A 22,803-nucleotide genomic window follows, 5' to 3' on the forward strand; every position below is an offset into this window, starting at 1 on the left:
CGATCGCGTGTTCCTGAGTGCTCAGGCGGCGGACGATATCGGTGGCTTGCCGGAGAACTATTTCGACACGGTGGTTCTGAACTCGGTTGTTCAGTACTTCCCCGGTGAAAGGTATCTCCGTCAAGTACTCGACCAAGTGCAGCGCCTGCTGGCGCCCGGCGGCGCGGTGTTCATCGGTGATGTGCGCAATCTCGCTCTGCTGGCGGAGTTCACGACCTCGGTGCAGGTCACCCGTAACGGTGGCGACGATCCGGCAGCGGTCTTGGACCGAGTGCACCGCGACGTCGCCGCCGAGCAGGAGCTGTTGCTGGCACCGGAGTACTTCCTGGCCGCGGCGCGCGGCGCGAGCGGGTTCGACGCGGTCGATATTCAACTCAAACGCGGGATCTCGGTGAACGAGCTGACCAGGTACCGCTACGACGTCATTCTGCACAAGGCTCCTGCACAATGCCTCTCGGTCGCCCAGGCACCGAAAGCAACGTTCCGCGACCGCGATTGGCTGCACACCCTGCTGCGGAGTCGACACGCCAATGGCATTCGTGTCACCGGTATTCCGCATGCCGGATTGACCGGCCAGCTCGCCGCCACCGACCGAATACGGACCGGTGACCGGGTGCCCGAGACTGAGCGAACCGACCCGCTCGCACCAGGATTCGAAGGAAAACTCGACACAGCCGACTACGCGGACGTCGGCTTGCTGCCCGAGGATCTGTACCTGCTCGGCAGGCAGCGCGGATATTCCGTCGCGGTCACCTGGTCGGCGGAACCGGGTCGGATGGACGCGGTCTTCCTCGATGCCAGGACGGCACAGGGACGACCACTGACCGACGTGTACCTGCCATCGGCGGCCCTCGGGGACCAGGCAACCTACGCCAACAACCCGCAGGACACCCTGCTGCCCGCCGCGGTGCGCGCTTTCGTGGCCGAGCGACTGCCCGATTTCATGGTGCCCACCGCGGTGCTGGTGATCGACTCGGTGCCGCTCACCGCCAACGGCAAGCTCGATCGTGCGGCACTGCCTGACCCGGAGTTCGTGTCCGCCAACGCATATCGGGCTCCGCGCACCGAGCAGGAACAGACGCTCACCGAGCTGTTCACCGAAGTACTCGGCGTCGGACGGGTCGGCATCGATGACAGCTTCTTCGCGTTGGGCGGGCACTCCCTCTTGGCGACCCGCCTGGCCAGCCGGATCCGGGCGGTACTTGGTGTCGAGGTGCCGATCCGGGTGATGTTCGAGGCCGCCACCGTCGCCCAACTCACGGACCGATGGGGTCAGCTCGCCCCCTCGCGCCGACCAGCACTGCGCAGGATGAATCGAGAGGTGGGTCTGTGATGATTCCGTTGTCGTATGCGCAGCGGCGGTTGTGGTTCATCCACCGCCTCGAAGGGCCGTCCGCCACTTACAACATGCCGTTGACGGTCCGGTTGACGGGTGTGTTCGATGCGCAGGCCTTCGCGGTGGCGGTCGGCGACGTGGTCGGCAGGCACGAGAGTCTGCGGACGATCTTCCTGGAAGTCGATGGCGTGCCCGGCCAGCAGGTACTGGCGGTCGACGACGTCGAGGTGCCGGTGATCGTCACGGAGATCGCTCCCGCCGATGTCGCCGCGGCGGTGACCGCGGCGATCGGGCACGAATTCGATCTGTCGTGCGAAATTCCCCTCCGCGCCAGCGTGTTCCGATGTGGCGCTGAGGACTGCGTCGTGGTGCTGCTGATCCACCACATTGCGGGTGACGGCTGGTCGATGACGCCGCTGCTGCGGGATTTGTCGGAGGCGTATGCCGCGCGGCGGCGGGGGACGGCACCCGTGTGGGAGGCGCTCCCGGTGCAGTACGTGGATTACACGCTGTGGCAGCAGGAATTGCTCGGGTCGCCGACCGACCCGGGCAGCGTGCTGTCCCAGCAGTTCGCGTACTGGCGCGATGAACTCGATGGCCTGCCTGAGCAGTTGGCGTTGCCGACGGATCGGCCCCGGCCTCGGGTGGCGAGCCATCGCGGGGATGTGGTGGTCGTCGGGATCGATGCCGACGTCCGCGCCCAGGTGGAACGGTTCACCGCGCGCGAGGGCGCGACGGTGTCCATGGTGTGGCAGGCGGCACTCGCGGTCCTGCTCGGCAAACTCGGTGCCGGCGAGGATATTCCGATCGGTGCGCCGATCGCCGGTCGTACCGATGACGCGCTGACCGATCTGGTCGGCTTTTTCGTCAACACCTGGGTGCTGCGCGCCACCGTTGCGCCGGCGGCGTCGTTCGCCGAGATCCTCGGTCAGGTGAAGGCGAAAGCGTTGGCCGCCTACGAGAACCAGGATATTCCGTTCGAGTTGCTGGTGGAGTTGCTGAACCCGGCCCGCTCAGCGGCGCACCATCCGTTGTTCCAGGTTCTGCTGAGCGTGCAGAACAACACGGCGCCCACCCTGTCGTTGTCCGGGGTAGCGTTCGAACCGTATGCGTTGGCGGCGACCATATCTCGATTCGATCTGACCTACACCATCGCCGATGCCGCGGGCGCCGGGTGGGATCTGCACGTCGAATACGCCACCGATCTGTTCGACCGGCCCACGGTCGAGGCGATGGCCGACCGGCTGGTGCGGACACTGCGTGCGGCGGTGTCGGCCCCGAATGCTCCGGTGGGGTCGATCGATGTGCTCGAGGCCGAGGAACGCGACGTGGTGCTGCGTCGATGGAACGACACTCGGGTCGACGTCCAGGACGCTACCGTCGTGGAGCTCTTCAGCGCGCAGGCCGCTCGCACACCGGACGCGGTCGCGGTGGTCTGCGGCGATGCCGAGATCTCCTATCAGGACCTCGGGGTCCGCGCCGATCAGCTTGCCGTCGTGTTGCTTTCGCGCGGGGTCGGCCCGGACAGCATTGTCGCGGTGGCATTGCCGCGATCGGCTGAGCTGATGGTGGCGTTGCTGGCGGTCCTGAAGGCGGGTGGAGGGTATCTGCCCATCGATCCGGGATATCCCTCGGATCGGCTGGGGTTCATCCTTGCCGATGCGTCTCCGGTTGTCGTGGTTACCGATTCGGCGACAGCAAACCTGCTGCCGCACACGGCCGTACCGTGCGTGTTTGTCGATACCGAAGACCTCGCGGAGACCTCTGTCGCCTCGCTTGCGCGGCTGCACCCGGAGAACTTGGCGTACGTGATCTACACGTCCGGTTCTACAGGGGTGCCGAAAGGCGTTGGTATCACGCACTGTAACGTCGTCACACTGGTTACGCAGGCGTGGTCTGCCGACCCAGGCGACCGGGTGCTCGCGCATTCTTCCATCGCGTTCGATGCCTCGACCTACGAGATCTGGCCCGCGCTGTGCGGTGGCGCCGCGGTTGTGGTCGCCACTGAGCCGCGCTCCGATCTGGCGGAGATCACGAGGTTGGTGGCGAGCCGGTCGGTGACGAAGATGTTCGCGACGCCGGTGTTGTTGTCGGCGTTGGCCGAGTATGTCGAGCCGTTGCCCGGAACGCCGTTGGCGAGCCTTGTTCAGGTGAATACCGGGGCCGACGTGGTCGCCTCGGGATTGGTTGCGGCGCTGCTTAGCTGCTGCGGGGAAGTTCGAGTCGACAACCTCTATGGTCCGACCGAGGCGACCGTCGACGTGACGTCGTATCGGGTGCCGGACGGTGCCGCAGACACCGTCGTGCCGATCGGTCGGCCGGTGGCCAATGCCCGCGCATACGTGCTGGATTCGTGGCTGATGCCGGTGCCGGTCGGTGTCGCCGGCGAGTTGTATGTGGCCAGTACGCAGTTGGCGCGCGGCTATCACGGTCGGCCCGGATTGACGGCGGCGCGCTTTGTGGCCGATCCGTTCGACGCGGCGGGCGGCCGGTTGTATCGCACCGGTGATGTGGTGCGTTGGAACAGCTCCGGGCAGCTGGAATTCGTCGGCCGCGCCGATGACCAGGTCAAGATCCGTGGGTTCCGTGTCGAACCTGGTGAGGTCGAAAGGGTGCTGGCCCAACATCCTTCGGTGTCGCAAGCAGCGGTGGTCGCGTTCGACACCGGCACCGGTGGCAAGCAACTGGTCGGGTATGTGGTGACCGACCGAACCCGTGCTGTCGGCGGCAACGGGCATGCGGGTGCTGCCGAACTCGACGGTGCTGCGGTACGCCGATTCGTCGGTGAACGGTTGCCGGACTTCCTGGTGCCGACCGCGGTGGTGGTGATCGACGCGGTGCCACTGACCGCGAACGGGAAGCTGGATCGCCGGGCATTGCCGGTCCCGGAGCTGAGGTCCGCCGTGCGGTACCGTGCGCCGGGCACCGAGCGGGAACAGCGGCTGGCCGAGTTGTTCGCCGAGATCCTCGGGCGTGACCGAGTTGGGGTCGACGACAGCTTCTTCGAGCTCGGCGGCCACTCGCTGCTGGCGACCCGGCTGGCCAGTCGGATCAGGGCGGTGCTGGGGATCGAGGTCGCGATCCGGGTGATCTTCGAGGCACAGACCGTCGCGCAGTTGGTGACTCGGCTCGACGAGGGGGCGCGCCTGCGTCCGGCGTTGCTGGTGCGGGAGCGCCCCGAGCTGATTCCGCTGTCGTTCGCACAGTGGCGGTTGTGGTTCGTCCACCGTTTGGAGGGACCCTCGGCCACTTTCAACATCCCGCTGGCGGTGCGGCTGCACGGGGTGGATGTCGCGGTATTGACTGCCGCGGTCGGTGATGTGGTCGCTCGGCACGAGAGCTTGCGCACGGTGTTCGTCGAAGCCGACGGCGTGCCTGCCCAGCGCGTAATCGATGCCGACAGCGTCGAGGTGCCGGTAGTGGTCTCCGAGGTGGAATCCGCCGAGTTGGCCGCGGCGGTGAGCGGAGCGGTGCGGTACGGGTTCGATCTGTTGTCGGAAATACCGCTCCGCGCCACCGTTTTCCGGTGCGGTGCCGACGAATGTGTCGTGGTGTTGCTGCTGCATCACATCGCCGGTGACGGCTGGTCGATGACGCCGTTGCTGCGGGATCTGTCGAGCGCGTACGCGGCCAGGCTGGAACATCGTGCGCCGGAATGGGAACCGCTGCCGGTGCAGTACGTGGACTACACGCTGTGGCAGCGGGAACTGCTTGGTTCGGCGACCGACCCCGACAGTGTGCTGTCCCGGCAACACGAGTACTGGCGTCGTGAACTCGATGGACTTCCGGAACAGGTGCCGTTGCCGGCGGATCGGCCGCGGCCGCGCGCCGCGAGCTACCGGGGCGATGTGGTGACGTTCGGCATCGATCCCGAGATCCGCACGGCGGTCGAACGATTGGCTGCCGGCGAAGGCGCAACGGTGTCGATGGTGTTGCAGTCGGCGCTGGCGGTGCTGCTCGGCAAACTCGGTGCAGGGGAAGACATTCCGATCGGGTCGCCGATCGCGGGTCGTACCGATGACGCGCTGACCGATCTGGTCGGGTTCTTCGTCAACACCTGGGTGCTTCGCACCCATGTCTCGCAGGCGGCGTCGTTCGCTGAGCTCTTGGGGCAGGTCAGGGCGAAAGCGTTGGCCGCGTACGAGAATCAGGACGTACCGTTCGAGCTGCTCGTCGAGTTGCTGAATCCGGTCCGTTCGGCGGCGCACCATCCGTTGTTCCAGGTGTCGATGGCCTTCCAGAACAACACCATGCCAACCCTGGCGCTGCCTGGCGCACGGTTCGAGTCGTACCCCGTGTCGCTTGCGGCCGCACGGTTCGACTTGTTCTTCACTATCGCCGACGCTCCGGCCGGTCAGGAGTGGCGTGGGCTCGTGGAGTACGCGACCGAGCTGTTCGACCGGTCGACGGTCGAGACGATGGTGGCGCGGCTGGTGCGGTTGCTGCGGCAGGTGGCGTCGCGACCGGAACTGCCGGTGGGCTCGATCGAGGTCCTCGATTCCGGCGAGCGCGACATGCTGGTGCGCCGATGGAACGACACGACCGCGCCGGAATCCGATCGCACGCTGGTCGGGTTGTTCGAGGCGCAGGTCGCTCGGACACCGGACGCGATTGCCGTTGTGTGCGCTGACGTGGAGCTGACTTACCGAGAGCTCGATGCCCGGGCGGACCGGCTCGCACAGATCCTGGTGGCGCGCGGGGTCGGCCCGGATGGTGTGGTGGCAGTGGCATTGCCGAGGTCCGCAGATCTGATCGTGGCCTTGCTCGGTGTGCTGAAGGCGGGCGGGGCGTATCTGCCGATCGACCCGGCGTATCCCTCGGATCGGCTGGCCTTTGTGCTCACCGACGCCGCTCCGGTGGTCGTCGTGACGGACTCCGAGACAACGCCGTTGCTGCCGCGCCCGGCGGCGCCGCGCCTGTGCCTCGACGCACACGACACGGCAGGGGCGGCCGGTGCGGGTGCGCACGATCTGCCGCGTGCGCAGAATTTGGCGTATGTGATCTATACGTCTGGGTCGACGGGTGTGCCGAAAGGTGTTGGTGTCACGCATCGTAACGTCGTGAATTTGGTGGCGCAGGCGTGGTCTGTCGGTGTCGAGGATCGGGTGTTGGTGCATTCTTCGATCGCTTTCGATGCCTCTACCTATGAGATTTGGCCTGCGTTGTGTGGTGGTGCGACGTTGGTGGTTGCGGGGGAGCAGCGCTCGGATTTGGTGGAGATCACGGGTCTGATAGAGCGTCGGTCGGTGACGAAGATGTTCGCCACGCCACCGTTGTTGTCGGCGTTGGTCGATCACGTGGAGTCTTTGCCCGGCAGCCCTTTACGGTCGCTGCGTCGTGTCATCGTCGGCGGCGCTGAGCTGACCGCGAGCGTTGTCCGCAAGTTGAATACGGGCTACATCGCCGCTCAGGTGATGAACGGTTACGGGCCGACCGAGACGACGGCGTGTGTGACCGATTACGACGCCGAGGCCGGCATCGAGGGTGCTGTACCGATCGGGCGTCCGGTGACCAATACCCGGGTGTTCGTGTTGAATTCCTGGCTTCAGCCAGTTCCGGTCGGCGTTGCCGGCGAGTTGTATGTAGCCGGAACGCAGTTGGCGCGCGGCTATCAAGGGCGGGCGGGATTGACGGCGGCGCGGTTCGTGGCCGATCCGTTCGATCCGGTCGGTGGTCGGCTGTATCGCACCGGTGACGTGGTGCGCTGGACGTCGGCAGGCGTGCTGGAATTCGCGGGCCGGGTCGACGACCAGGTCAAGATCCGCGGCTTCCGGATCGAACCCGGCGAGGTCGAAACCGCGCTGGCACAGCATCCTTCGGTATCGCAGGCCGCTGTCGTAGCACGTGACACCGATGCGGGCAAACAGCTCGTCGCGTATGTCGTCGCCAACGGCTCGGACGTCGATGGCGGGAAGGTGCGCGGCTTCGTCGCCGAGCGGCTCCCGGAGTACATGGTGCCCGCGGTGGTGACAGTGCTCGAGTCGCTTCCGCTGACCACGAACGGAAAGCTCGATCGTGCTGCCCTGCCGGATCCCGAGTTCACCTCATCGGCACGATATCGGGCACCGCAGACCGTCGAGGAACGTGCCCTGACCACGGTTTTCGCCGAGGTGCTCGGGTTGGATCGGGTGGGGGTCGATGACAGTTTCTTCGAGTTGGGTGGCGACAGTATTCGTTCGATTCAAGTCGTTTCGCGGGCGCGGGAGTTGGGTGTCGAGGTCAGTCCTCGGGAGGTTTTCGAGTATCGGACGGCGGCTGCGTTGGCGGCGGTGGCGCTTACTCGTGAAGTAGCGGATCCGGTGTTGGCGGAGTTGGCCGGTGGTGGTGTGGGTTGGTTGCCGTTGTTGCCGGTGGCGCGGTTTGTCCGTGACCTCGGCGCTGGTTTCGATAGTTTCACGCAGTCGTTGCTGTTGGATCTGCCGGTGGGTATCGATCGGGCAGGGCTGGTGGCCACGCTGACGGCGGTCGTTGATCGGCATGATGTGTTGCGGTCGCGGCTCGTCGACGACGAGCGCGGGGCGGGACTGCTGGTGGCACCAGTCGGTGCCGTGGATCCCGATGACCTGCTGCATCGCGTGGATGTGTCTGCGTACCAGCATCGTTCCGCAGACACCAACGGCGCGCAGTCCAGTGCACGTGCCTCGATGATCGCTGCGGAGGTCCGTGCTGCGGTCGCCCGGTTGGCGCCTGCGGCCGGTGTGATGGTGCAGTTCGTGTGGTTCGATGCCGGTCCGGGACGGCCTGGTTGGTTGTCGTTCGTGGCGCATCATCTGGTGGTCGACGGCGTCTCGTGGCGAATCCTGTTGCCCGACTTGGCCTCGGCCTGGCAGGCGGTGTCGGTCGGGGTCGCACCGGCACTCGCCGAGACGGGCACCTCGATGCGGCGCTGGGCGCACGGATTGGCCGAGCAGTCCAGTGCCGCGCGCCTCGTGGACCAGTTGCCATGGTGGCGTTCAGTTCTCGAAAACCCAGACCCGATGCTGGGCGCCAGGCCGCTGGATCCTGCCGTCGACGTCATGGCAACAGTGGATCAGGTACACGTCGAGATTCCGGCAGCTCTCACCGAGACGCTGTTGACCACCCTGCCCGCCGCATTCCATGGGAGCGTCGAGGACGTATTACTGGCGGCATTGACTGTCGCGGTGCACCGTTGGCGTCACACCCGAGGACGGTGCGCGGGCCACGCCGACGATTCATGCCAGGATGCGGTGCTGATCCGGTTGGAAGGCCACGGCCGCGAAGAGGACGCCGTTGCCGGTGCCGAGTTGTCGCGCACCGTCGGCTGGTTCACGAGCATGTTCCCGGTGCGGTTGTGCGCGAACGGCATTGAGTGGGATCAACTGTGCGCGGGTGGTGCGGCCGCCGGTGTGTTGGTCAAGTCTGTGAAGGAGCAGCTGCGTGCGGTGCCGGACAAGGGCATCGGCTACGGGATGCTTCGATACCTCAATCCCGACACCGCCGCTGTGCTGCAGCAGTATTCGACCGGCCAGATCGGCTTCAACTATCTGGGCCGCCTCACCTCGACAGACCTGTTGCCTCAGCGCCTGCGAGGCACCGGCTGGACCCCGACCGAAGACGGTGCAGGCGTGAACGCGGCTCCGGATCCGGCGATGCCTGCGCTGTCGGTGCTCGATGTCACCACGATGGTCGTCGACACCCGCGAAGGTCCGGTCGTGCAAGCCGTATTCGCGGGACCCTCCGGCGTACTGGGGAAGGCCGAGACGGCCGAGCTGGCCGACCTCTGGCGTAGCGCGGCGGTCGGCCTGGCCGCGCATGCCGAGACGGTCGGCTTCGGCGGATTGACACCGTCGGACTTGCCGTTGGTCGAGGTGAACCAGTCCGAGATCGAGGTGCTCGAAGCCGAATATCCACGGCTGGTGGATGTGTGGCCGTTGACGTCGATGCAGTCCGGGTTGTTGTTCCACCAGGTGATGGCCGGGTCCGGTTTCGACGCCTATCACATGCAGGTGGTGTTCGGGTTGGCCGGGCGCGTGGATCCGGCGCGGATGCGGGCGGCCGGTCAAGGCCTGCTGGACAGATATCCCAATCTGCGAGTGGGGTTCGCGACGGGTTCCCGCGGCGACTCGGTGCAGGTCGTCGTCGACGACGTCGAGTTGCCGTGGCGGATAGTGGATCTCCGTGACCTGAAGGATAGCGTCCGCGCCGCGACCTTGGCGCGGTTGCTCATCGAGGATCGCAACGCCCACTTCGACCTGGCCGTACCGCCCTTGCTGCGCCTGACGCTGGTGCTGATGACCGACCAACGGTCGGAGCTCCTGTTCACCACCCACCACGTGCTGATGGACGGCTGGTCGCTGCCGCTGTTGATCCGGGATTTGTTGCGGCTCTACGGTTCCGGCGACGCAGGTGCGGCATTGCCGCAAGCGCCCGCCTACCGGGATTTCCTGACCTGGTTGTCCCGCCAAGACTCCCAGCGCGGCGTCCAGGCCTGGGTCGACGAATTGCACGGCCTGCGGGAACCCACGTTGCTCGCAGGCCAGACCGGCGGTGCCGGTGCTGCCGGAGTGGAGCAGGTCGAGGTGGCGCTGGCCGCTGCAACGGCCTCGGCACTCAACCGGCGCGCAGGCGAGCTCGCGATCACGGTGAACACCGTCGTGCAGGCCGCGTGGGGGATCCTGCTGGCCAAAGCGACCGGGCGCGACGATGTGGTCGCGGGCGCGACCGTCTCGGGTCGACCACCGGCGATCGCCGAGGTCGATGCGATGGTCGGCCTGTTCATCAACACCGTCCCGGTGCGGGTGCGGTTCGGTCCCGCCGACACGCTCGCGGATGTGCTGCGTAGCGTGCAGGCGAACCAAGTCGCGCTGCTCGACCATCATCACGTCGGTCTGATCGACATCCATCAGGCGATCGGCCTGAATGTCTTGTTCGACACGCTGATCGGCTTCGAGTCCTATCCCGTCGACTACACCGGCATCGACACGGCGGCCACTGCCAGTGGCATCACCATCGCCGATCTGCGCCCCGACGCGCCTTCGCATTACCCGCTGACCCTGGTCGCGGGTGCGGCCCCAGCTTTGCAACTCCGACTGGAATATCGGACCGACGTGTTCGATCGGCCTGCGGTAAAGGCGATGGCGGCGCGACTGGTGCGGATTCTGGAGCAGGTGGTGTCGGACGCGAATGTTCCGGTGCGGTCGATGGATCTGCTCGGGGCCGAGGAACGTGCGTCGGTGCTGCATCGCTGGAACGAGACCGCCGTTGCGGTACCGGACGGCACCATGGTCGAGCTGTTCGAGGCTCGAGTGGCGCGGACTCCGGATGCGGTCGCCGTCGTCTGCGGCGACCTCGAGGTGTCCTATCGGGAACTCGATGCGCGCGCCGAGCGGCTCGCCTGGGTCTTGATCTCGCGGGGCGTAGGCCCGGATGGTGTTGTCGCGGTGGCATTGCCGAGGTCGGTGGAGCTGGTTGTTGCGCTGCTCGGTGTGTGGAAGGCGGGCGGCGGGTATCTGCCGATCGATCCGGCGTACTCCTCGGACCGAGTGGAGTTCGTCCTGACCGACGCCGCTCCGGTCGTTGTCGTGACGGATTCGGTGACTGCGCGCCTGCTGCCTGATATCTCGACGTCGTCGCTGTATCTGGACTCACCCGAGGTAATCGCGGCGCTCGACGGCACCGATGCGCGGGACGGCCGGAAACGTGGTGTCGTGCCGCAGAATGTGGCGTACGTGATCTACACCTCCGGTTCGACCGGCGTGCCCAAAGGCGTTGCCATCACCCATCGCAACGTGGTGAACCTGGTCGCGCAGGCCTGGGTGACCAGTCCCGAGGACCGGGTGCTCGTGCATTCCTCGATTGCCTTCGACGCCTCCACCTATGAGATCTGGCCCGCGTTGTGCGGCGGGGCGACCTTGGTGCTGGCCCGCGAACCACGGTCGGATCTGGCCGAGATCGCCCAACTGGTCGAGAGCTGCCCGGTGACGAAGATGTTCGCCACCCCACCCTTGCTGTCGGCGCTGGTGACGTACGTCGAGTCGTTGCCGGGGAAGCCTTTCCGGAGCCTGACGCAGGTGAATACCGGGGCAGACAGCCTCACCGCCGGGTTGGTGCGTGCCTTGCAAGACAGCTGCGGCGGCGTCCGGGTCGACAATCTCTACGGGCCCACCGAGGCGACGGTTGATGTGACGGCCTTCCCGGTGCCCGGCGTGGCGACCGGCCCGGTGGTGCCGATCGGTGCGCCGGTCGCCAATACCCGCGCCTACGTGTTGGATCCGTGGCTGACACCGGTGCCGGTTGGGCTGGCAGGCGAGTTGTATGTGGCCAGTAGGCAATTGGCGCGCGGCTATCGCGGAAGGCCTGGATTGACCGCGGCGCGGTTCGTGGCCGATCCGTTCGACCCGGCCGGTGGCCGGTTGTATCGCACCGGTGATGTGGTGCGCTGGAACAGTTCTGGGCAGCTGGAATTCGTCGGCCGCGTCGACGACCAGGTGAAGATCCGCGGCTTCCGGGTCGAGCCCGGCGAGGTGGAAACCGTCCTGGCGCAGCATCCTTCGGTCGCGCAGGCGGTAGTGGTGGCGCATGAGACCGGGAGCGCAAGTAAGCAGCTGGTCGGATACGTGGTCATTGACGAAACTCCGAACGTGGGGCAGCTCGACGGGGGAGACGTGCGCCGATTCGCGGCAGAGCGGTTGCCCGACTTCATGGTGCCCGCCGTGGTGATGGTCATCGACTCGGTCCCGCTGACCGCGAGCGGAAAGCTCGATCGTCGGGGGTTGCCGGAGCCGGAGTTGAGCTCGTCGATGGAGTACCGGGCGCCGCGCACGGACCAAGAGCAGGTGTTGGCGGGAGTTTTCGCCGAGGTGCTCGGGTTGGATCGGGTGGGGGTCGATGACAGTTTCTTCGAGTTGGGTGGCGACAGTATTCGTTCGATTCAAGTCGTTTCGCGGGCGCGGGAGTTGGGTGTCGAGGTCAGTCCTCGGGAGGTTTTCGAGTATCGGACGGCGGCTGCGTTGGCGGCGGTGGCGCTTACTCGTGAAGTAGCGGATCCGGTGTTGGCGGAGTTGGCCGGTGGTGGTGTGGGTTGGTTGCCGTTGTTGCCGGTGGCGCGGTTTGTCCGTGACCTCGGCGCTGGTTTCGATAGTTTCACGCAGTCGTTGCTGTTGGATCTGCCGGTGGGTATCGATCGGGCAGGGCTGGTGGCCACGCTGACGGCGGTCGTTGATCGGCATGATGTGTTGCGGTCGCGGCTCGTCGACGACGAGCGCGGGGCAGGGCTCGAGGTAGCGCCGCCGGGCGCGTTGGACGTGGACGCACTGCTGCACCGCGTCGACATCGCCGCCTTCGAACCGCATGCAGAGGACCGGGCCGAGGTGATTGTTTCGCAGGTAGGTGCTGCGGTCGGTCGGATGGTCCCAGCTGCTGGCGTGATGGTGCAGTTCGTGTGGTTCGACGCCGGTCCAGGGCGGCCTGGTTGGTTGTCGTTCGTGGCGCATCATCTGGTGGTCGACGACGTCTCGTGGCGAATCCTGTTGCCCGACTTGGCTTCCGCCTGGCAGGGAGTGGCCGCGGGTGTGTCTCCGGTGTTCCCGTCGGCAGGCACCTCGATGCGGCGCTGGGCCCACGGATTGGTCGAACAAGCGGCTCGCCCGGAGCGGGCCGCGGAGTTGTCGTGGTGGCGATCGGTCCTCGACGGGCCCGATCCGATCCTCGGTCGCCGAGCATTGGACCCAGTGGTCGACGTCATGGCCACCGTTGGCCATGTCCAAGTGCAGATTCCGGTGCAGCTCACCGAGGCGCTGCTGACCACGTTGCCCGCGGTGTTCCGCGGTGGTGTCGAAGACGGGTTGCTCGCTGCCTTGGCCGCCGCCGTGACCCGCCGTCGCCGCGACCAGGGTTCGGCCGAAGACTCGGTGTTGATCCGGTTGGAAGGCCATGGGCGCGAAGAAGACACGGTCCCCGGTGCGGACTTGTCCAGCACTGTCGGCTGGTTCACGAGCATGTTCCCGGTGCGGTTGTGCGCGAACGACGCTCAGTGGGATCAGCTGTGCGCGGGTGGTCCGGCCGCTGGTGTTTTGTTCAAATCAGTGAAAGAGCAGTTGCGTGCGGTGCCGGACAAGGGCATCGGCTACGGGTTGCTCCGCTACCTCGATCCCGACACGTCCGCTGTGCTGGAACGGTTTTCGGCGGGACAGATCGGCTTCAACTACCTCGGCAGGTTCACCTCGACAGACCTGCTGCCGCAACGGCTGCGCGGTGCAGGGTGGACGCCCGCGGTGGATGCCGAACAGCTGATCACGCCGCTGGATCCGGCCATGGCCGAGCGGCCTGCGATCGCCGTGCTCGACGTGAACACGATGGTGATCGACACCGGCGCGGGTCCCGTGCTGCAGGCGGTGTTCGCCGCGCCGGCGGGGGTGTTGGCGGAGGACGAGATACAAGAGCTGGCCGACCTGTGGCGAGCCGCTGCGGTGGGCTTGGCCACGCATGCCGTGACAGCGGATGCGGGCGGTCTGACGCCGTCGGACTTGCCGTTCGTTGCGGTGGACCAGGCCGAGATCGAGGCGTTGGAGACCAGATATCCGGGACTGGCGGACGTGTGGCCGTTGACGTCGATGCAGTCCGGGTTGTTGTTCCATCAGGCGATGGCGGCCTCGGGGTTCGACGCCTATCACATGCAGGTCGTCTTCGGGTTGGCCGGGGACGTAGATCCGGTACGGATGCGCGCGGCCGGTCAAGGCTTGCTCGATCGGTATGCGAATCTGCGGACAGGCTTTGCTGTCAGCGCCCGAGGTGAGTCGGTGCAGGTCGTTCTCGACAGCGTCGAATTGCCATGGCGGGTAGCGGATCTGCGTGGTCTGAGTGAGGCGGACCGTGACGGTGCCTTGGCGCGGTTGCTTGTCGAGGACAAGAACACGCACTTCGACATGGCGGTTCCGCCGTTGTTGCGGTTGACGCTGGTGCCGATGACCGGACACAGCGCCAAATTGGTGCTGACCGCCCACCACGTAGTGATGGACGGCTGGTCGCTGCCGCTACTGATCCGGGACCTGTTCTCGCTCTACAGCTCTGGTGGTGGGTCTGCGGAGTTGCCGCAACCGCCTGCCTACCAGGACTTCCTGAAGTGGTTGTCCCGGCAGGATGCACACGCCGCGATCCAGGCTTGGGCACGAGAGCTCGAAGGCGTTGTCGAACCGACTCTGCTCGCCGGAAACACCGGCGCTGCCGTCGCCGAGACGGCAGCGGTCGAGCGCGTCACGGTGCCGCTCCCACCGGAAACCGCCTCGGCGCTGAGCATACGAGCCGCGGCGCTCGGCATCACCACGAACACTGTGGTGCAAGGCAGTTGGGGAATTCTGCTCGCCGCATCGACCGGCCGCGACGACGTGATCGCCGGCGCGACCGTGTCGGGGCGGCCCCCAGGAATACCTGGCGTGGATGCGATGGTCGGCTTGTTCATCAACACCGTCCCGGTGCGCGTGCGGTTCGGCCCGAGCGACACCGTCGCCGACGTGTTGCGCGGCGTGCAGGCGCGTCAGGTCGCGCTGCTGGACTACCACCACATCGGGTTGACCGACATCCATCAGGCACTCGGCCTGAATGCCTTGTTCGACACCCTGATCGGGTTCGAGTCCTATCCCGTCGACCAGACGGGCATTGGTGCGGCCGCCACCACAGGCGGCCTCGCCATCACCGACCTGCATCCGGATACGCCCTCGCACTATCCCCTGACGGTGGTCGCCAATGCCACGCCCGCGTTGACGCTGCACCTCGAATACCGGACCGATGCCTTCGAACGGTCCGCGGTCGAGGCCATGGCGGCGCGACTGGTACGGATACTGCAGCAGGTGGTCTCCGACGCGGATGTCCTGGTGCGGTCGATCGATCTGCTCGGTGACGAACGCGAGACGGTGCTGCGCCGGGGGCACGGCGCCACGGCGCAGGTGCCTGATACCACCATCATTGAGCAGTTCCGAACTCGAGTGATCGCGACTCCGGATGCGGTGGCGGTCGTCTGCGCGGACACGGAGCTCACCTACCGGGATCTCGATGCGCGGGCCAATCATCTTGCGCACGTGCTGGTCTCGTATGGAGTCGGCCCTGACACGGTGGTCGCCGTTGCCTTGCCGAGGTCCGCCGAGCTCGTCACGGCTTTGCTCGCGGTGTTGCAGGCCGGTGGCGCATATCTGCCGATCGATCCGACGTATCCCTCGGAGCGGTTGGCGCTGATCATGACCGATGCCGCGCCGGTCGTCGTCGTTACCGAGCACGCCACCGCGGAGACGTTGCCGCAGAACGCAATACCGCATCTCTACCTGGATACCGTCGGGGCCGTCGAGGGCCATGACGAGGGAGACGTCGATCGGCTCGCCACTGTGTTCCCACAGGACTTGGCGTATGTGATCTACACGTCTGGTTCCACCGGTGCGCCCAAAGGTGTTGCGGTCAGTCATCGCAACGTGGTGGCGTTTGCTGCTCAGCCTGCGTGGCGCGATGGCGGGCACGGCGCGGTCTTGATGCATTCCTCGGTCGCCTTCGATGCCTCCACGTACGAGATCTGGGTTCCGCTGCTCGGCGGGGGTCGAGTAGTCGTTGCCCCACAGGAGCGCGCCGGCATCGCGGCGCTGAGCCGGTTGATGGTGCACAACAACGTCAGCGCTGCCTTCCTGACTACCCGGTTGTTCGAGCTGTTCGTCGAGCAGTGCCCGGACGCCATCGCCAGGCTTCATGAGGTGTGGTTCGGCGGCGAGGAGTTGCCGCCGGAGGCGCTCGGTCGTGCCCAGCGTGCCTGCCCCGGCACCCGGATCGTGAACGTGTACGGGCCAACCGAGACAACAACGTTCGCGACCTGTCGCCCGTTCGAGGTGGGCGAAGCATTCGACGGCGACGTGGTGCCGATCGGGTCGGCATTGGCGAATATGCGGGTGTTCGTGCTGGATTCATGGCTGCGGCCGGTGCCGATCGGGGTGGCCGGTGAGCTGTATTTGGCAGGTCCGCAGTTGGCTCGCGGCTATCACGGTCGGGCCGGGTTGACTGCGGCGCGGTTCGTGGCCGATCCGTTCGATCCAGCCGGCGGTCGGCTGTATCGGACCGGTGATGTGGTGCGCTGGAACGGCTCCGGGGACGTGGAGTTCGTCGGCCGCGTCGACGATCAGGTGAAGATCCGTGGCTTCCGGATCGAGCTCGGTGAGGTGGAAGCGGTACTGGCCAAACACCCTTCGGTGACCCAGGCCGTCGTGGTGGCGCGGGCAACCGCGGTCGGCGGTAAGCAGCTGATCGGGTATGTGGTCGCCGACCGCACCGGCGCTGCCGAGCTCGAGGGCGGACAGGTCAGGGACTTCGCCGCCCAGCACCTGCCCGAGTTCATGGTGCCGACGGTGGTGCTGGTGATCGCGGGCGTGCCATTGACCGTGAACGGCAAGCTCGACCGTGCCGCCCTGCCGGTGCCCGAGCTGGTGTCGTCGGCGCGGTATCGGGCGCCGGGCACGGCTCGGGAGCGGGTCGTGGCGGAGCTGTTCGGCGAAGTCCTCGGACACGAGCGGGTCGGCGTCGACGACAGCTTCTTCGAGCTGGGCGGCCATTCGTTGTTGGCGACGCGCCTGATCAGCCGGATCCGGGTGGAGCTCGGTGTCGAGGTGCCGATTCGCACGGTCTTCGATGCGCCGACGGTGGCGCAGTTGGTGACCCGCCTCGACGCCGACGTGCAGGTGCGGCCCGCGCTGTTGGTTCGGCAACGGCCGGACGTGCTGCCGCTGTCGTACGCGCAGCGACGGTTGTGGTTCATCCATCGCCTGGAAGGGCCCTCCGCCACCTACAACATCCCGTTGGCGGTGCGGCTGCACGGGGTCGACGTTGCGGCCTTGAGTGCGGCGATCGGCGATGTCGTCGCCAGGCACGAGAGTTTGCGCACCGTCTTCGTCGAAGTCGACGGCGTTCCTGCACAACAGGTCGTCGCTGCCGCGAATGTCGAAGTGCCGGTGCATATCACCGACGTGGCGCCCGCGGCGGTGGATGCGGCGGTCACCGAGGCAGTGCGCTACGGCTTCGACCTGTCGACGCAGATCCCGATTCGGGTCACGGTGGTGCGCAGCAGCGCGGACGACTGCGTGCTGGTGTTGTTGATGCACCACATTGCCGGGGACGGCTGGTCGATGACGCCGTTGTTGCGCGACCTCGCCATCGCCTACACGGCCCGCGTGGCACACCGCGAGCCCGCGTGGGCGCCGCTCCCGGTGCAGTATGTGGACTACACGTTGTGGCAGCAGGATCTGCTCGGCGCACAGAGCGACCCCGGCAGCGCGTTGTCCCGCCAATTCGACTACTGGCGTGCCGAACTCGACGGCCTCCCCGAACAACTGCGGCTGCCGACCGATCGGCCGCGGCCGCGGGTGGCGAGCTATCGCGGGGACATGGTGATGTTCGGCATCGATGCCGAGACCCGGGCTGCGGTGGAACAGCTGGCGGGTCGCGCGGGCGCGACGGTGTCGATGGTGCTGCAGTCGGCGTTGGCGGTGCTGCTTTGCAAACTCGGTGCGGGGGAGGATCTTCCGATCGGCGCGCCGATCGCCGGTCGCACCGACGAGGCGCTGACCGACCTGATCGGGTTCTTCGTCAACACCTGGGTGCTGCGCGCGACGGTGTCGCCTGCGGTATCGTTCGCCGACCTCGTCGATCAGGTCAGGTCGAAAGCGTTGTCCGCGTACGAGAATCAGGACGCGCCGTTCGAGTTGCTGGTCGAGTTGCTCAACCCCGTCCGCTCAGCGGCGCACCATCCGCTGTTCCAGGTGTCGCTCGCCTTCCAGAACAACCCGCTGCCCACGCTGGAGTTCTCGGGCGTCGGGTTCGAGCCGTACCACACGACGACGGCGACGGCACGGTTCGACTTGTTCTTCAATGTCGCCGATACGCCCGCAGGCCATCCGTGGAGTGCGTTCATCGAGTACGCGACCGATCTGTTCGATCGGTCCACCGTCGAGGCGATGGCCGACCGATTGGTGCGAATACTGCGGCAGGTAGTGGCGCAGCCGGGTGCGCCGGTGGGATCGATCGATGTGCTCGGCAGCGATGAGCGCGACTTGGTGTTGCAGCGGTGGAATGCGACCACGACCGCGGTCGATCCGGACGTCACGCTGGTCGGGCTGCTGAGAGACCGGGTCGACGCGACACCGGATGCGGTCGCCGTTGTCTGCGGTGATACCGAGATGTCCTACGGGGAACTCGGCGCCCGCGCCGATCGGCTTGCGCGCGTGCTGGTTTCGCGTGGGGTTGGCCTGGACAGCATCGTGGCGGTGGCGTTGCCGCGGTCGGCGGAGCTGATCGTTGCGTTGCTGGCGGTTGTGCGGGCCGGTGGTGCGTATCTGCCGATCGATCCGAGCTATCCCTCGGATCGGTTGACCTTCGTCCTCAGCGATGCCGCCCCTGTGGTCCTCGTAACCGACTCTGCTACCGCGCACCTCCTGCCGGGTTCGGCGACGCCGCACCTCTACCTCGACGCGCTCGAATCCGAAGCTCCGGATCGGACCGCAGGTTGTCTGCCGCGGTCGGCGAATTTGGCCTACATGATTTACACGTCTGGTTCCACCGGTGTGCCCAAAGGTGTTGGTATCACGCATCGTAACGTGGTGAACCTGGTCGCGCAGGCATGGTCGGCCGGTCCTGCGGATCGAGTACTCGTGCATTCGTCGATCGCCTTCGATGCCTCCACCTACGAGATCTGGCCTGCGCTGTGTGGCGGTGCCACCTTGGTGCTGGCGGGGGAGCGGCGGTCGGATCCGGCCGAGATCACCCGCGTGGTCGAGAGTCGACAGGTCACGAAGATGTTCGCGACACCACCGTTGCTTGCGGCGTTGGTCGAGTACCTGGAGCCGTTGCCCGGCACTCCGTTCCAGAGTCTGACGCAGGTGAACACCGGCGCGGACACGCTCTCCGCGGGACTGGCCGAGGCGGTGCGCGCCAGCTGCCGCGGCGTGCGGATCGACAACCTCTACGGGCCGACCGAGGCGACGGTCGATGTCACGGCGTTCGTCGTGCCCGACGAGATCGCGGGAACCGTGGTGCCGATCGGTGCGCCGGTCGCCAATACCCGTGCCTACGTCTTGGATTCGTGGCTGAAGCCGGTGCCGATAGGGGTCGCCGGTGAGTTGTACGTGGCCGGTGCACAATTGGCGCGCGGCTATCACGGTCGGTCGGGATTGACCGCGGCGCGGTTCGTCGCCGATCCGTTCGACCCCATAGGCGGCAGGTTGTATCGGACGGGCGACGTGGTGCGCTGGACATCGGCAGGGGTACTGGAGTTCGCCGGTCGAGTCGATGATCAGGTGAAGATCCGCGGATTCCGGGTCGAGCCGGGTGAGGTCGAAACGGTGCTTGCGCAGCATCCTTCGGTCGCGCAGGCGGTGGTGCTGGCCCGCGACACCGGCACCGGTGGCAAGCAACTCGTCGGATACGTCGTTGCCGATCGGTCGGGGCCCGCCGTCGGCGAGGACGAACTGGTCGGGCAGTGGCAGCGGATCTACGACGACCTGTATTCCGGTGCGGGCAACGGCGATAGCGGCGTGGACGGGGAGGCACGCCCGGTCGAACTGGTCAGTGATTTCGGCGGCTGGAACAGCAGTTACACCGGAGCGCCTATCCCGCTCGAGCAGATGCGCGAGTGGCGCTCGGCCACCGTCGATCGGATCCGCGGGTTGCACCCGCAGCGGGTGCTCGAGATCGGCGTCGGGTCGGGCTTGCTGATGTCGCAGTTGGTCCCCGACTGCGCCGAGTACTGGGCGACGGACCTTTCGCCGGAGACCATCGCCAAGCTCCGGCGGCAGGTCGCGGAGCTCGATGCAGGCTGGGCTGATCGGGTGTTCTTGCGCGCCCAGTCGGCCGACGATGCCGACGGATTGCCCGAATGTCATTTCGACACAGTGGTGTTGAACTCGGTGATCCAGTACTTCCCCAGCCAGACCTATCTGCGCAAGGTCCTCGAAAAGGTTCTGCGGGTGCTGGCCCCTGGCGGTGCGGTGTTCCTCGGCGACGTGCGCAATCTTGCACTGCTGGGGGAGTTCACGACCGCGGTGCAGGTCACCCGCAACGGTGGTGACGATCCTGCGGCGGTCGGGGATCGCGTGCGCCGCGACATTTCGGCGGAGCAGGAGCTGCTGCTTGCGCCGGAATACTTCGTGGCGGTGGCAGGGGAGAGTGGGTTCGACGCGGTGGACATCGAGCTCAAACGCGGGCGCTCGGTCAACGAGTTGACCCGGTACCGCTACGACGTGGTCCTGTACAAGGCCCCGACGACGCCGCTGTCGGTTGCCGATACGCCGAAAGTCGATTTCCACAGCCGTGATTGGTTGCGCTTGCTCTTGCGGGACCGTCATCCCGACGGGGTGCGGATCGCTGGCATCCCGCACGCCGGCTTGACCGGCGAGATCGCTGCGGCACAGCAGATCCGCAACGGTCAGCCCGTTCCTGCCGGGCGCGAAGGTGGCTCGCTCGCAGCGGGTTTCGAGGGACTGCTCGACGCAGAGACTCGTGCGGGTATCGGTCTGCTGCCGGAGGACCTGCACGAGCTCGGCGCGGGTCTCGGATACCGCACGGCGGTCACCTGGTCACCGCAACCCGGCCACATGGACGCCGTCTTCCTCGATGCCGCGGCCAGCGACGGACGGCCACTGACCGACGTGTACGCCACCACCATTGCCGACGAACCCACGGCCTACGCCAACAACCCCCAAGCCGGAGTGCTTGCCGCCGAGGTACGCCGGTGGGCGGCCGACCGGCTGCCCGAATTCATGGTGCCCGCGAGCGTACTCGTGATCGATGCGGTGCCGTTGACCGCGAACGGCAAACTCGACCGTGCCGCATTGCCGGATCCAGAGCTGTTGTCCACCAAGGAATATCGGGCCCCGCGCACGGATCGGGAAAAGGCCATGGCCGATCTGTTCGCCGAAATACTCGGGGTCGGCCGCGTCGGTATCGATGACGACTTCTTCGCCCTCGGCGGCCACTCGCTGCTGGCGACCCGCCTCACCAGCAGGATCCGCGCGACCCTCGGGGTCGAGGTCCCGGTCCGGCTGGTGTTCGACGCACCGACCGTCGCCCAATTGGTGCCGCGCCTCGACGAAGGCGCCACCGCCGGTACGGATTTCGACCCGGTGCTGGCGCTGAAGAGTTCCGGCTCGAAGCAGCCACTGTGGTGCCTGCACCCCGGCGGCGGTCTCGGCTGGTTCTATCAGCAGCTCGGCCCGCACCTGCCCGACCGCCCGGTCTTCGCCATCCAGTCCCGCGGATTGGACGGCGGCCCGGTGGCCGAATCCTTCGACGAGATGGTGACCGACTACCTCGACCGCATCCGCACCGTCCAGGGCGACGGCCCCTACTTCCTGCTCGGCTGGTCCTACGGTGGCATCGTCGCGCACGCGATGGCCTGCGAACTCGCCAGGCAGGGAAAGGAAGTCGCCTTCCTCGGCATCATGGACAGCAAGCCGCCGGTGGCAGCGGCCGACGAACCCGACATCTCCGAAGAGCAGGCGATGGCAGGCATCCGCGACTGGGCCGCAAGCAGATTCGGCGAGCAGCTCGAGTCACCGGTCATCCAGAACCTGGTGCAGCAAGCGACGAAGGTGCTGATCAACAACAGCACGCTTCTCGACGGCTACACCTCCCCGTCTCACAACGGCGACGCGACCCTCTTCGCCGCCGCCATGGACGAGGACGGCAACCGAACCCCTGACGCCAAGGACGATTTGGTGCAAGCCTGGCGCCCCCACATCACCGGACGCATCGACGTGCTCGAGGTCGACTGCTCGCACGGCGATTTCGACCGGCCGGAAATGATGCACCGGATAGGGAGGATTCTGAGCAGTCTCCTGTGATCAGTTGGCTCGACCGAGATAGGCCAGCATCCTGGTCTGCTCGTCGGCGCCCTCGGGCGCGTCGAGTTCCGGCCCGCAGACGCCGGGCATGCGGAGCGAGTCGCCCAGCGAATGGGCGACTTGCACCGCCCACGTGAGCTCGTCCTCCGGAATATGGGTGTCGGTTTCTGTCGCGGCGGCCAGATCCCAGCCGTGCACGACGAGATCGAAGCAGTAGAAGCGGTCGATCGTGGCCGCCAGCGTCGTGCGACCGAAATGTCCGTCGTACTCGCGGGTGGCGAGGGCAGGGTCGTCGAGAATGCGCTGCATGGAGCTGCAGACTGCCGTCCATGCCGCGGCCGGATCGTCGTCGACCGACGGCCCAGGATCCAATTCGAGCCCGACCACCTTGACCATCTCGCGTTCGGTGTCGATGACGTGACGCACCACATCGCGCGCGGTCCACCCGGCACAGGGCGAGTCGGCGTCCCAGCGGTCCGCTGGCACCGCGCCGACCTTGCCGGTGAAGGTCGCCGACAGCGCACGATAGCGGTCGGCGGGAGAAACAGTCGTATCAGCCATGCGGCAAATTCTTCGCCACCGGCGGCCCGGTCGTCTTGGATATTCGCGCCACCAGGCCGGTGGCGGGCGGCGACGCTCCCCATCGAA

Annotated in this window: 3 protein-coding genes (1 of these 3 running past the window's edge); 2 read left to right on the top strand and 1 reads right to left on the bottom strand. The window is 66.6% G+C overall.

From position 1 onward, the window contains the following. Both ACGFNJ_RS17085 and ACGFNJ_RS17090 read left to right on the top strand, forming a co-directional pair. A protein-coding gene (locus ACGFNJ_RS17085; protein WP_393448316.1) for an amino acid adenylation domain-containing protein crosses the window boundary here: on the top strand, positions 1-1,333 show its 3' end. It extends 13,919 nt beyond the left edge of the window; 1,333 of the gene's 15,252 nt are visible here — the last part of the coding sequence; its start codon lies beyond the left edge, outside the window; its stop codon occupies positions 1,331-1,333. Next, the gene (locus ACGFNJ_RS17090) at positions 1,333-22,155 is read left to right on the top strand and encodes a non-ribosomal peptide synthase/polyketide synthase (protein WP_393450006.1); all 20,823 of its coding nucleotides are present in this window, start codon (positions 1,333-1,335) and stop codon (positions 22,153-22,155) included. The genes ACGFNJ_RS17085 and ACGFNJ_RS17090 overlap by 1 nt, the downstream gene beginning before the upstream one ends. On the opposite strand, the gene ACGFNJ_RS17095 is transcribed toward ACGFNJ_RS17090, so the two are convergent. Further along, positions 22,156-22,716 carry a TIGR03086 family metal-binding protein gene (locus tag ACGFNJ_RS17095; protein WP_393448318.1) on the bottom strand — a complete coding sequence of 187 codons (561 nt, stop codon included), beginning with the start codon at positions 22,714-22,716 and terminating at the stop codon, positions 22,156-22,158. It lies immediately after the preceding gene. Between the last annotated feature and the right edge of the window lie 87 nt (positions 22,717-22,803).

The sequence above is a fragment of the Nocardia sp. NPDC049149 genome, assembly GCF_043197455.1.
Taxonomy (GTDB): domain Bacteria; phylum Actinomycetota; class Actinomycetes; order Mycobacteriales; family Mycobacteriaceae; genus Nocardia.